The sequence below is a fragment of the Flagellimonas sp. B-3 genome (genome assembly GCF_056857835.1).
This window is the reverse complement of the sequence record NZ_JBSXNW010000015.1, coordinates 113903-128275: the sequence shown is the minus strand read 5'-3', so window position 1 is coordinate 128275 and position 14373 is coordinate 113903. Positions and strand designations below refer to the sequence as shown.

11 protein-coding genes are annotated in these 14373 nt (G+C 41.8%); all 11 read left to right on the top strand.

The features are described from left to right. On the top strand, positions 1-406 hold a 406-nt coding region (locus AC13CS_RS03245; RefSeq protein ID WP_482888398.1), incomplete at its 5' end, for a type IX secretion system membrane protein PorP/SprF. Between the two features lie 811 nt (positions 407-1217). Further along, complete coding sequence (locus AC13CS_RS03240; RefSeq protein ID WP_293169115.1) at positions 1218-6620, top strand: PAS domain S-box protein; 5403 nt, start codon at positions 1218-1220, stop codon at positions 6618-6620. A 1-nt stretch (position 6621) separates the two neighbouring features. Further along, entirely contained in the window at positions 6622-7047 is a 426-nt protein-coding gene (locus tag AC13CS_RS03235; protein ID WP_293169113.1) for a response regulator, read from the top strand. A gap of 21 nt (positions 7048-7068) precedes the next feature. Continuing rightward, entirely contained in the window at positions 7069-8115 is a 1047-nt protein-coding gene (locus AC13CS_RS03230; RefSeq protein ID WP_293169111.1) for a response regulator, read from the top strand. After that, a complete protein-coding gene (locus tag AC13CS_RS03225; RefSeq protein ID WP_293169109.1) occupies positions 8087-8470 on the top strand; it encodes a response regulator in 384 nt (127 codons plus the stop codon). Before AC13CS_RS03230 ends, AC13CS_RS03225 begins: the two co-directional genes overlap by 29 nt. Positions 8471-8668: 198 nt before the next feature. Then, positions 8669-9058 carry a GAF domain-containing protein gene (locus AC13CS_RS03220; protein WP_293169107.1) on the top strand — a complete coding sequence of 130 codons (390 nt, stop codon included), beginning with the start codon at positions 8669-8671 and terminating at the stop codon, positions 9056-9058. 69 nt (positions 9059-9127) lie between these two features. Next, positions 9128-9847, top strand: a complete 720-nt coding sequence (locus AC13CS_RS03215) for a sensor histidine kinase (protein WP_482888397.1) — start codon at positions 9128-9130, stop codon at positions 9845-9847. Positions 9848-10196: 349 nt separating this feature from the next. After that, positions 10197-10886 (top strand): hypothetical protein, encoded by a 690-nt coding sequence (locus AC13CS_RS03210; RefSeq protein WP_293169103.1) that lies wholly within the window; start codon positions 10197-10199, stop codon positions 10884-10886. A 524-nt stretch (positions 10887-11410) separates the two neighbouring features. Further along, on the top strand, positions 11411-12100 hold the full coding sequence (locus AC13CS_RS03205) for a helix-turn-helix domain-containing protein (protein WP_293169101.1): 690 nt from the start codon (positions 11411-11413) through the stop codon (positions 12098-12100). Between the two features lie 66 nt (positions 12101-12166). Next, a complete protein-coding gene (locus AC13CS_RS03200; protein WP_293169099.1) occupies positions 12167-12859 on the top strand; it encodes a helix-turn-helix domain-containing protein in 693 nt (230 codons plus the stop codon). A gap of 163 nt (positions 12860-13022) precedes the next feature. After that, positions 13023-14372 (top strand): DUF5723 family protein, encoded by a 1350-nt coding sequence (locus tag AC13CS_RS03195; protein ID WP_293169097.1) that lies wholly within the window; start codon positions 13023-13025, stop codon positions 14370-14372. Position 14373 lies beyond the last annotated feature (1 nt).

Below are 14373 nucleotides of genomic sequence, written 5' to 3'. Positions count from 1 at the left end.
AAAGCACGACAGGTACTTTGCATCCCTGTCCGCACCAAAGTTGTTGACCCCGGAACGTCTAAAAGAACGCGATGGCAACGCCTATCTTGGCGTGGACAGTATGCATGCCTACCTAAGTGGCGGCTACACCTTTCTCTTGGGGAAAACATTGGATTTGAAGACCATGGGGATGTTGCGCTACGTCGATGCTTCCCCCATATCCGTCGAAGTGATGGGAATCCTGGACTTCGGCGAGCGCTTTGAGTTCGGTGCCAGCTATAGGTATGACGAGAGCATCAGTGGACTGTTCCTGTTCAATATCAGCAACGGGTTCAATTTGGGTTATGCCTATGAGACCTCCATCCAAAACCCCATTGATGGCCTGGACAACAATACCCATGAGCTTTTTATGCGGTTGAGGATATAGTCCGGATTTAATGCATTTAAATTTCAATGTCCACTCTATTGGGTAAGCAGATGGATAATGGAATGGTTCCTTATCCTTTTCCTATCAAATATCAAATCGGATAAATAGACATGGAATTGAGACCGATGAAAAATCCTAAGTATCAGCTTTTACTAAGTCATGGGTAAGAATATCATTGGTCAACTTTCGTTAATCGAACCTCAATATGTTGGGTGTTACCAATTGAAGTCAAACAAAACAGAAACAGTAAGCAGGTTTTTTTCATCGTTAGCATTTGGGAAGCAAAAATATTTAAAAATAGGATTTAACCATGGTGCTACGGTCTTTGTCCAAAATTCAGTGAACTTTTTGTAGGGAGAGGCCTTTGTTTCATGATTCGGGGAAATTTGTTTTACTGCATATATGGTGGCGTAAATACGATAGTCCCAACAGCTCTCTGGCTATTGGACAGAAAAGCATATCAAGCCTATGCATTTCATAGCTGGAATCCCTCAAAAATGACATCTAAAATTCGGTTAAGTCATAAAAATAAATTTGTCGCGCTATCGTTTTCCATATAACAATGGTAAGAAAAATAATACAATAGCAACCGATTGGATAGCTATTTTCAGCTGTTAAAATAATCATCGATTTAAGAATGAAATATGGTTCCGAAGTGGTGTGAGCGCAAACTATCGATAAACCGATGGTTCATAGTGAATTACAGGCAAAGCCGCGAACCTGCTATGTTTTTTGGAACTTGATTGTTCTGAAACAATATAAAATAATGTGTATTTTCAACAAAAATCAACCAAAACCGACCTTGACATAAATGAACGATTACAGCACACTGTTCCACCTAGGACCTTGCCCTACATGGATCTATGCCGTTGAGAACAATAAAATTTTGGAGGCCAACCGCAGGGCATTGGAACTCCTTGGATATGAGCGGGAAGAATTGTTGTCCCTGAAGGTTCAGGATATAGTGCAAGGTGATGTGGGTCATGATTTGAATTCCAATGGAATGGAAGACTGCTCCGGTCTACGGAGGACTTGCGTCAAAGGAAAATCCGGAGAGCTCCTGCAACTTGGAGTTTTTTTTCAGCGCGTTGTTTTCGGCAACAGGAATTGTATCATGGTAACGGGCAAGGAAATCAACGAGGACCAGGGGGAGGGAACACTATACTCGCCCAACGATGTTAAGGAAATGCGAGCCTCCCAAATCGCCAAAGTGGGATATTGGAAATATGATATTGAAAAATCGTCCCTTACCCTCTCCGATAGTGTTTTTGACATTTGGGGAAGAAAGCGGGACGAATTTGAACTGACGGTTGAAAATATATTCAACTGTTTGCCCATAGAGGACCAAAAGATTTTTAATGATGAGTTAAATGCTTTGTTTTACGGGGAAAGACAAATGGATTTTGTCCACCGTGTCATGCTTCCAGAGGGAGGGATGCGATGGATTCGTGAGCGTGGTAAATTGAACCGGACACCTGAGGGCAAGCCCGTATCTTTTGAAGGTTCCATTCAGGACATTACATTTATCAAAAACGAAGAGGAGCACTTGAGACTGCTTCAAAGTGCAGTGACACACTCCACAGATGGCATCATGATCACCGAAGCGGGGCCTTTGGAAGGGCCCGGCCCAAAGATATTATATGTCAACAGGGCGTTTGCCCAAATGACAGGTTACAGGGAGGTGGAACTTATCGGGAAAACACCCGATATCCTAAGAGGTCCCAAGACCGATAAAAATGAATTGGAACAGCTCAACAGCGCATTGCTCCTAGGGGAATCATCAGAGGTCGTCCTTACCAATTACCGAAAGAACGGAACACCTTTTTATATCAATATTGCTGTTTCGCCGGTTAAAGATAATAATGGAACCGTTTCACATTATATTGCGATTCAAAGAGATGTGACCTCCCGAGTGAACGAGCGCTTGGAAAAGGAGCTTTTGGATAAAATCAGCGGGGCCTTCAGAACCAAACTTGATTTGCAAGCTGCATTGCGGTCTAGCTGCCAGTTAATAACGTCCTATGGGAGATATTCCTTTTGTGAAATTTGGTTGCCCAATTTGAACAAAGCAAATCTGAGGTTATGTTCATCCTATTCACGGATCTCGGCGGGCCAAAAATTCTACGAACATACCGGTAGCTTTACCGAAACCTCCTTTGATGGTGGACTGGTCGGGGATGTTTGGCGCACCAAGCAAATGGTACTTTGGGGCAACCTGGGCAGTAACAAGCAATTTATAAGAAATGAAGCTGCTCGACTTTCGGGCATAAAGTCTGCCTTGGGGATTCCATTAAAGCACGGGGATTCCATTGTAGGGGTATTGATCATTGGGAGCGAGCAGGGAGAGAAGGATATCAAACTTCAGTATCCAGCATTGGCCAAATTGGAATCCCATATCGGTTTTGAGGTGTATCGAAAACGAATCGAGGATGATCTTCAACATTTGAAGGATACCCTGCCCGATTTGGTGTGTACCCTTGACTTTAAGGGACGTTTCCTTGAAATGAACAAGGTTGGATGTGAAATGCTGGGTTATGAGCTTTCCGAAATCCAGAAATCGAACTATATGGATTTTGTCCATCCCGAGGACCGCACATCCTCAGATGCGATGAGAGAGCAAATAATGAATGGGCAAAATATCAAACAAAACGAAAGTCGTTACATCACAAAGGAGGGAAATGTCATTTGGTTGCATTGGCATTGGAAAGTGCTGGTAGAGGACGGTGTGGTCTATGCCACGGCCAAAAACATTACAGATTCCAAACGATTGGCCCATTTGGTCGACGATGCTTCCCATTTGGCCAAAATTGGGGGTTGGGAGATCGATCTGGTCAGTGATAGAATAATTTGGTCCGAAGGGGTGCATCAGATCTATGAGACGGATCCGGAAAGCTACGAGCCGAAATTAAAGGAGGCCATCGGTTTCTATAGGGAAGATTACCGGGAAAAGGTCAGTAGGATAATTGAACAGGTACTAAATACAGGAGCCCCCTTTGATTATGAAGCCGCATTTATCTCGGCGGAAGGCAACGAAAAATGGGTGAGGGCCATCGGAAGGGCCGAGATGATAGGGGATAGGTACATTCGTTTATTTGGGAGTTTTCAAGACATCACCAACTTAAAGAAAACAGAGCAAAGGCTCCAGAGCATCACCAATGATCTACCGGGCGTTGCCTTCCAATATATTGTTTATCCCGATGGTACAGATAGACTGAATTCAGTCAGCCAAAAATCCATGGAAGTGTGGGGATTGCCCCCCGAAGCATGCGAGATGGATACCGAACCCATTTGGAACCAGATTAGGGAGGGCGGTGCCTATGAAAAGCTCCAAGGGGAAATCCGAGACTGCATCAAAACACTTACCCAATGGCACAGTCGTTGGAGAAGCGTACTTCCGGATGGACAGATTCGCTGGCATGAAGGCTATGGTACTCCTCACCGGCTCCCTGATGGGACAGTTGTTTTCAATTCCATGATCTTTGACATTACCGAGGAGATGAAACTTTCCTATCTCTTGGAAGAAACCTCTGAACTGGCGAGAATAGGGAGTTGGGAGCTTGACTTTTTGGAACAAAGGAACACCGAACGGATGTATTGGTCGCCCATGACCAAAGAAATCATGGAAATCGAGGATACGGAAGATGCCTCATTGTCCAAGGGTCTGGGGTATTGTCACAAAAAGTATCGGGATGGATTGGAACAATCCATAAATGACCTCATAGGTCAAGGGAAAGAGTTTGATGCGGAGGTCATTTTAATAACAGGGACGGGAAGGGAAAAATGGGTTAGGATCATTGGAAAAAGTGAGCGTATCAAAGGGGTATGCACCAAAATATACGGAAGTATCCAAGACATCCATACCATGAAAACCACCCAATTACGTCTCCAGGAAATTCTCGGCAGTATTTCGGATGCGTTCTATGCTGTGGACAACGATTGGAACTTTACCTATTTCAACAAGGAATCTGAAAATTTGTTGGGTAGGAAAAGGAATGATGTATTGGGCAAAAACCTTTGGAAGCTGTTTTCACCTGCCTTGGGAACCGAATTGGAAACTGTATATAAAAGGGTCGCCAAAAAGGGCAAAGCGGAGAGCTTTGAATACCATTATCCAGAAAACGGGTCTTGGTACGAGGTCAACGCCTATCCCTCCAATGACGGTGGTCTTTCGGTCTATTTCAAAAATATAGACGAAAGAAAAAGGGCCGATGAAAAAATCCTGTACAAGACCAAACAACTGGATATCTTGGCCGAGATGAACAGTGAATTGCTCAATTATGAAGATTGGTTCAAGGTGATCGACAAAACCTTTGCCAGGGTAGGGCGATGTGTGAATGTGGATCGCATATATTATTTCCAAAACTCCTTCAATGAGGAAACCGGGGAACTTGAGACCAGTCAGCGCCTGGAATGGAGCAAGGAAGGGATGTCCTCACAAATCAATAATCCTTTGCTTCAGAACGTTCCCTTTAGTTTGGTGCAGGATTTTATGCAACCACTCTCACAAAACAATCCTTTTAAGGCCATTGTCAGGGAGATGCAGGATAGCGATACGAAAAGGTTGCTACTTGAACAGGGCATTAAATCCATTTTGGTTTTCCCTATAAAGGTTGATAAAAAATTCTGGGGCTTTGTAGGGTTTGATGATTGTACCATAGAAAGAACATGGAGTGGTGATGACATTTCCTTCCTTAAGACCATATCATCCGACGTGTCAAGTGCCATAGAAACTTCTGAGGCCAACCGAAAGCTAAAAAAAGCCTATGAAGAGAAGGACGAAATTCTCGACAGCATCGGGGATGCCTTTTATACAGTGGATAAGCATTGGATTGTAACCTACTGGAACAGACAGGCCGAACGGATACTGAAAAAAAAGCGAAAAGTAATCTTGGGCAAGAACCTTTGGGAGGAATTTACGGATGCGGTCAACCTTGAATTTTACAGACAACACCAAAGGGCTATGGAGACCGGGAAAAAAGTATCGTTCGAGGAGTTTTATCCGCCCTTGGGAAAATGGCTCGAAGTGACTGCTTACCCTAGTCCTAATGGGCTTTCGGTCTATTTCAAAGATGTCAGTGAGAAAAAGACAGCTGAGATCAAAGTCTTACGGGCCAATGAACGTTTTGAAAAAGTGACCCTGGCCAGCAAGGATGCCATTTGGGATTGGGACATAGAAGAAAACGTCATTTTCAGGGGCAACGGTCTTAAGAAGTTGTTCAGCTCGGAAACTGTGGGAAAATTGGGAGTGGAAGAGGTTTGGGATGAAGCGGTTTTTAAAGAAGATCTTCCCATGGTACGTTCCAGTGTCCGTGAGGCACTGCATGATACCTCCAGGGAATTTTGGGAAATGGACTATCGGATTCTAGATCATGAAGGGAACATCAAAACTGTAATTGATAAGGCGGCTATCATTAGGGACAGCAAAGGGGATGCGGTACGGATGGTAGGGGCAACGACCGATATTAGCGATAGGATCAAATACGAGCAGGAACTTGAAGAACTCAATGGAACCCTCCAAAAAAACATCTCGGATCTTGAACGGACCAACGACCAATTGGAACAGTTTGCTTTCGTGGCCTCCCATGACCTTCAGGAACCCTTGCGGATGATCAGTAGTTTCCTGAATCAATTGCAGCGCAAGTACGGCGACCAATTGGATGAAAAAGCCCATCAATATATCCATTTTGCCACCGATGGAGCAAGCAGGATGAAGCAGATCATTTTGGACCTGCTTGACTATTCCCGTGCCGGGCGGGGGGAATTGTCTGCGGAGACGATAGATCTTAACAAAGTAATGGATGAGTACAAGGTATTACGGGCCAGGCTCATTGAGCAAAGGACTGTTACTATCAACACCGAAGGCCTTCCCCAAGTCACTTGTTACGGGGCTCCATTGGTTCAGACAATTCACTGTTTGATGGACAATGCGATAAAATACTCCCGCGAGGGTGTCCCCCCAGAGGTCAAGATATCCGTTATGGACAGGGAATGTCACTGGGAGGTAAGGGTACAGGACAACGGAATAGGAATCGATTCCAAGTACTTTGAAAAAGTTTTTGTTATATTTCAACGGTTGCACGGTAGGGAGGCTTATGGTGGAACGGGAATGGGGTTGGCCATTTCCAAAAAAAATGTGGAATCATGGGGAGGTAAAATCTGGGTGGAGTCCGAAATCGGAAAAGGCAGCAGTTTTTACTTTACAATAAACAAATGAAATGGAAAGTATACATATACTGCTGGTGGAAGACAATGAGGGCGATATTGTCCTTACCGTGGAAGCCTTTGAAGAAAGCAACATTAATACTGACATCAGTGTGGTGCGGGATGGCAAGGAAGCTTTGGAATTTTTATCAAGGGAAGGTATCTACCAAGAGGTGGAGCTCCCCAATCTCATACTTTTGGACATCAATCTTCCCATTTTGAATGGAATAGAGGTGCTCGATTGGATAAAGAGCGATTCAGAACTAAAAAAAATTCCGGTCATTATGCTTTCTACATCCTCGAGACAAAAGGATATTGATCAGGCCTATGCGAAACATGCGAACTGCTTTGTGACCAAACCGATCGACATGGAGAATTTTTTGAAGGTCATATTAAAAATTGAGGAATTTTGGCTCCAATTGGCCAAGTTGGCGCTATAGGAGCCCATAAACCGAGTTTTCATGAGAAAGGACAACCATCCGATTTCTATTATGGTCATCGAGGACAATCCCGGGGACTTTTTGTTGATTGATGACTATTTGCTAGAAAAATTCAGTGCTATTAAGGTCACACAAATAAAATCCTACCAAGAGGCAAAAGTGGGGCTCAGCAATGTGGAAACACCGGATGTTATTCTTTTAGACCTGGTATTGCCGGATGGCAGCGGGGAAAAATTGGTGTCCAAATTGCAAAAACGCTCCACGGGCATACCAATCATCATACTTACCGGATATTCGGATATTGATATGGCCCGAAAGCTATTGGCCAAAGGGGTGACCGATTTTTTGATCAAGGACGAGATCAATCCAGAGGTACTCTATAAAGCCATTGTCTACGCCATTGAACGAAAAGGGTATATCGCCCGATTAAAGCAAAACAAAAAGGTATATCAGGATTTGTTCAATTTTAGCCCCCAGCCCATGTGGATCTATGACCCTCAAAACCTTGCTTTTTTGGACGTCAACCAAGCCGCATTGATCAAGTATGGGTTTTCCTTCGACGAGTTTATGAAAATGACCATAATGGATATACGTCCAAAGGAGCATGTGGACCACTTAAAAAAAAGTTTGAAAAATCGCGATGTTAGGGGGAGCAACTACTACGCTGGAATTTTTGTTCATCGATTGAAATCGGGAGAGGAAATTTCCGTCGAGATTTTTAGCAGTGATATAGAATATAAAGGAAGGAGTGTACTATTGGTCCTTTCCAATGATGTAACGGAAAAACACAATTATATAAGTACCATAGAAAATCAGAACGACAGATTGAGAAAAATTGCCTGGACCCAATCCCATGTCGTCCGGGCACCATTGGCACGACTGTTGTCCATCATACATATGCTGGAGCTGGATTGTGCCGAAAAGGAGGAATTACCGGCCCTGCTCGAACAAATAAAGGCGTCGGGCGATGAATTGGACCATATCATCCAAAAAATCGTGGAGGAAACCAATACGACCATGAATTTGAATAATTTTGAACATGGAAAAAATCATTATACTGGTCGATGATGACCCCACCTTTAACTGGGTTTCTTCAAAATTGATAGAAAAGGCCGCCCCGGACCTCAAGGTCAATACCTATGCCAATGGAAAAACTGCCTTGGACTTTTTTCTCAAGGGCAATGCCGAGGAGAAAATCCACTACATCATATTTTTGGATATCAATATGCCTATAATGAACGGATGGGAGTTCATGGATGCCCTTGAAGAAAATGATTTGGCTCGAAGTTATTCAATTGAGGTCTATATTGTGACTTCATCGACGGACCCAAGCGATAAGGAAACCGCGAAGTCCCATAGGTTGATAAAAGATTACCTGGAAAAGCCATTGAACTATGATTTAATGGTTCAAATCCTTTCTTGATTCACTTTCTCAGCATCTTACCTATCGATGGGTTGGAGAAGGACCGTTACTTATCCAATGCTATGTATTCCAATCCATCGATGTTCACAGTTACGACCGCCCTTTAATTATTCTTATGAAGGCTATACGTCCAATTGGAAGTCAATATCTATTCTTTTATTTTTGCCCAGAATTAAGAATGGACCAATCATTGGAAATATGAAAAATGTTGATGAATATAAGCGGATTAAAAAACTAAGTGAATTTGACTTTGATTATGCGAGCCTTCAGGAAGAGTTCAAGAATTTTGTTGAGCTGGCGGCTAACATTGCTGGCACAGATATTTCTCTTATTAATATAATCGACAACCATTCGCAATGGAGCGTATCACGGTATAATGCGGAGATATTTAAAATGGATCGGGAAGCATCCATTTGTCAATATACGATTGGGTCGGACAACCTAATGGAAGTACCACGTCTTGACCAAGATGAACGGTTCAGCGACAAGCCTTATGTGAAGCAAGATAATGGATTTCGCTACTATCTCGGCATTCCATTAAAGGTGGGGACAGGTGAGAATATCGGGGCCCTTTGTGTGTTGGATTAGGAGAAAAAGACAATTTCAGAAAACGGGAAAAGATTACTTCAACTCATTGCCGATGAAATCGTAAAAAAAATGGAAGCCAAATTAGAATTGGAGGCACTCCATGAGGAACTTAGAAAAGCGAAAACACAGCGTAATCAATTGGCCCATGATCTAAGGGGGCCAGTGGGAGGAATCCTTTCCCTTGCCGTTAGCACTGAAAATGTAAGTTTGGATGAGGATGAATTCAAGACATATATGGAAATGATCAAAGGCTCCGCTTCCAAGCTATTGGATTTGACCGATGATATATTGGAAAGAGCAAAGCAGCATTCAAGAGAAAACTATTTCACCCTTCCCGAATTAAAAACGCATCTGGAAGAATTTTATGCACTTTCAGCCCATAAGAAGGATATTGATTTCGAAGTTATTTTCAACCAAGCAAAAGACAACCGCAGGTTTCCAAGGAAGAAGTTGCTCCCCATTGCAGGGAACCTAATATCCAATGCCATAAAGTTTACACCATCGAAAGGGTGCATAAAGGTTAATCTTGATATTGTACAGAAACAAGAAGCGGTAAATCTTTTCATAGAGGTGCAGGATAACGGAAAGGGGATACAAAAAAACCGATTGGAAAACTTAAGGAGTCTTGGGTTGGAAGAAGACCGTGGCACAGCCGATGAGAAGGGATATGGATTGGGTCTCAGACTTGTGGCTGAAATGGTTGAAAGTATCGATGGAAACTTGAACATAGATTCGGAAGTGGGCAAAGGAACAAATGTGGAAATAATTGTACCATTGGGAAGGGATTGATGGAAAATATTTGTTTAAAACAAATACGGTCTGGATGAGACGGATGGTTGAGGTCACAAAAAATGGCAAAATTGAACCACCCAATATTTCGTTGTACTAGGTTGTAGGTCATTATTTTGGTTACTATGCTATGCTCATTTTTTCCCGGCGAAGGTGGTATGCCATGCCCGTTTTTTGCACCCGACAACTGACCCGGTAAATGAATTCGTTTTTCCGGTTATGGGATGGCAGGCTGCCATATTATTAAAACCTCAAGGAATCTTGTAGTGGATATGATCCGCTCCCATAGGAAGGCACCCCGAAACTAAAAGGATAGTGACGATTCTGCAACTTAACCAGCTTAAATGCGATGAAAGAACCCATCAAAGGAAAACCAGATGGGCAGGTTGTCAGGGAGAACTTGGTTAACCCCATGGACCTACTGGTTACATTGCTGGCTGAGAATTTTCAAGACAACTTTGTCGTTGGACAAGCTACAGATAGTCGTACCGAAATAGAAGCAACCCATCCACCATCCCACCATCTAATAGTAAAAAGCCCAATGATACGCATGCGATTGCTATACCTGCTTCCATTTATCTTGTTGTTCATTCTTGGATGCGATACCGATGATGGTTCCGAAATTACCTTGACCGAGAACACGTTCGTGGCCCAAAAGGACGATGTCCTCTGGAAAGGCAGGACTGAACTGCAGCTGATGGAGAACGGTACCCTGGTCTTTTTGGCCATAGGGGAAGGGCTCGACAATGGGGTTTTGATGGTCAAGGTGAAGTTTGAGGGTGAGGGCAGCTATACCTTGGCCAAGGAAAATGGTCTATACTACGATACCCTAGGTGGGGATGCCATTGTGGCGCAATATACCCTGCAGGAACCCGAAACAGCCACCTTTGTGGTGGAGTCCTATGACCAATCCAGTAAATCCTTGACCGGAAGCTTTGAGCTGGAACTGTTTCCCGAGGCCGAGGTTGGCAAGAGCATTGAATATGTTCTAAGAATTACCGAGGGCAGGTTTAAGGGAACCCTAATGGAAGCTCCTTAAACATCTTGGATGACCAACAAGAAAACAGTAGTGCCCTAAAAGCGGTAAAATGAACATATTTTTATTCTTCAGCATGAAGTTTATAAGCCCTTACCCAACCATACCATCCGTGTAACAATAGACCCTAATAATTAGCATTCTTTGTAACATAAAAGGTAACGCCAAAAAGCACGAACATCCCGAAAAACCTCAATAAATATCATATTGCGCTTTGTTGATACTTGTTTGTCAAAAACTAGAAAATCAATTCGTGGTAAATGCAAAAGTGATGTGAAGATTCGGGCTTATTATGATTCTATTTTTGAATTTCATGGGTTTAAGAAATTTCACTTTACCGCTACTGTCTCTAAGAAACATTCTCCTTAAATCAGTAACTCCTCGAAGAAATTATATAGTCGGAAAGGTTATTGATTTTGATGACCTTGGGCATCCAAAATAACGCGTCAATATACCGCAATACTCACATTTTGAGTATATTATAAAAAATCCTTAAATTCAAAAAGTAAAAACTAACCATTAACTTCATGATTCACAAAGAACTGAGCGACCAGCCCAAACAACTCTATAAAATAAGTCAATTGATTCAGAAAGGTCTGTTGGACTTAGATGACCTATCTGAAATAGTTCCAGGTATGTTACATATTAATTCCCGTGATGATTTGGCATTGGAGTATATGTCCAAAACGGGACAAGATATCATAAGGTATTCAATGGAAGAATTGGATATGTTGGGTGCAGAGGTGCTTCAAAGACATCAAAGTGACTATACTTTGAATGTTACCTATCCCAAGCTCTTTGAACAGATATCAAGGGATGAAAATGATAATTCAGTTTCTTTTTTCCAAGATTGGAGACATGATAAAGACGACAATCCTTTTTTAGTCTATACCACCAGTAAGATACTTAATGATAATCAATTGATTTCCATTACTCTATTTCCTCAAAAAATAAAAGAATTATCTAAAAATGTAAACGCTATTATTGGAATCAATGCAATATTTGAGCGGTATTATCAGCAATATTTGTTCCTCACTAAAAGAGAAAAGGAAATAGTTAATTATCTCGGTAGAGAGTTTACGAGAAAGGAAATTTCCCAAATGCTTTTCATAGACCCAAAAACAGTTAAAAAACACTGTGAAAATATTTTCAAGAAATTGGGTACAAGTAAACGAACTGAAATCAAGAAAATCGCTGATGCCTTTCGGTTACTTTAAAAACAACTTTTTTGATAAGTACATCATAACCGAATTGTATCTCATAATTCATAATTTTTTTAGTAAATGACTGAAAAGGAATTTTTAAACGATCAACCGAAACAATTATTCAAGTTAAGTAAACTCATCAATAATGGAACGATATCGCTGGATGACCTTTCGGATATAATTCCGGGAATAATGCATGTTAATTCTAAAGAGGATTTAGCCATAGAGTATATTTCCAAAAGGGGACAAGAAATCTTACGCTACTCCCTTGAGGAATTGGAGGAAATGGGCGCTTCAATTTTTGAAAAACATCAAAGTAAACATACGCGTGAAATCGTTTATCCAAAATTAATGACCGAACTGGCGAAGGATGATTTTCACCAGGTTGTCCCTTTCTTTCAAGATTGGCAATACCATAAGGACGATAACCATATATACCATTTTACTTCGACCAAGATTTTAAATGAAAACCAACTTATTTCCATCTCACTTTTCCCCAATGATATTGAATACTTGACCAACAAGGTAAACCAGTTATTTGGTATCAATAAGATTATCAACAAATACTTCACCCAATTTAATACGCTTACGTCCAGGGAGAAGGAAATTTTGGCTGAACTGGGCAAGGAAAAAACAAGGAAGGAGATTTCGCATTCGCTCTTCATATCGGAAAAGACCGTCAAAAAACACTGCGAAAACATATTTTTAAAGTTGGGCACAACTAAAAGAACCGACCTTGAGAAAGTGGCTAGGGCTTTTCTACTCCTATAAATAGGCCTTTTGGCGTATTGACCCCTTTTCCCTTTACTGTTAGCTTACATCCATAGAATCGGCTAACTGTATTTCACGATAAAAAACCTGTCATTCACGACATTTTTCATAAAAACACATTGATATTCAGTTAGTTTGGTTTCCGTAACCTCATACCAAACAAATGAATACAGCGGTCCTTAGGATGAAACTATTTTTCTTGATAGGTGGCATAAGTCTTGCAACATATGGCCAATCGTATTTAGGTTTCAATACCGACAATTATAGTGGCCTTCACGGGGTTCTGAGCAATCCCGGGAACATTGCAGATGCAAGAATCAGGGCCGACATCAATTTATTTTCACTGAGTGTCCTCGGGGCCAATGATTATGTAAGCCTATCCTTGGACAACATCAGCGAGTTCGTGGAGGGCAGTGATTTCTTGGGGCTGGATAAAAATCCTTCCGACAGCAACAACCTCCTGGCGAACTTAGAGGTTTTGGGACCCTCCTTTATGTTCAAGTTCAAACAAAACCAAAGCATTGGTTTGATCACAAGAGTAAGGGCCATAAACAACTATCTTAATTTCAATGGAGAATTTTTTGAAGCCTTGCTTGATGGGTTTCCGGATACCGAATTCGATTTCCAACAAAATGATTTTGATGGTACTTCACACGTTTGGGCCGAAATCGGTGTGAGTTATGGGAGAATTTTGTTTGATGACCGCAACAGGAATTTTTTAAAAGGTGGAATAACCGTAAAATTCTTGGCAGGTTTTGGTTTTTCACAAGTATACTCTACACAATTATCAGGAAGTCTTAATATGGACAATCAAACCGTTGAGCTTAACGGTGATTTTTCAAATACTTCCAATGTTGAAGATACGCTGGAGAATCATGACCTCTTTAGAAATTTGGCTCCAGGCATTGGTTTTGATATTGGGTTTGTATATGAATTTAGGACACGCTCTTCCCAATCCTTCAATGGCCGGGAAAATCCAGATGCCGTAAACAACTACAGGTTTAAGTTAGGAGTTTCCCTTTTGGATTTTGGCGCGATTACCTATAGAGATATTGTGCTAGAACGTTACGTTTTGAATGGTGCAATTGATGTAGCAGCTGCCGAAGATGACATCATCTTGGCCATTGAGGACAACTTTCCGGAAATACGCGATTCAGGAGATGTTACCACGGCATTGCCCACATCCCTCAATGTGAACATTGACTATAAATTCACCTCGGACCTGTATTTGAATTTGGATGTAAACCAAACTTTGGTCAACAAAGACAAATTCTTTAATAACAATAGATTAAACCTAATCTCCCTAACACCACGTTTTGAACGAAGAAAACTGGGATTTTATTTGCCCATTGGCTATAGCACTTTGGGCAAGTACAGTATGGGCGTTGGGGTAAAACTCGGCCCCTTGATATTAGGTTCAGGAAGTATTCTAGGAAACGTATTGACAACAAGTACCCAAACAGCGAATTTTTATATGGGGTTTAAGGCGCCTCTACATTACAAAAGAAAATAAT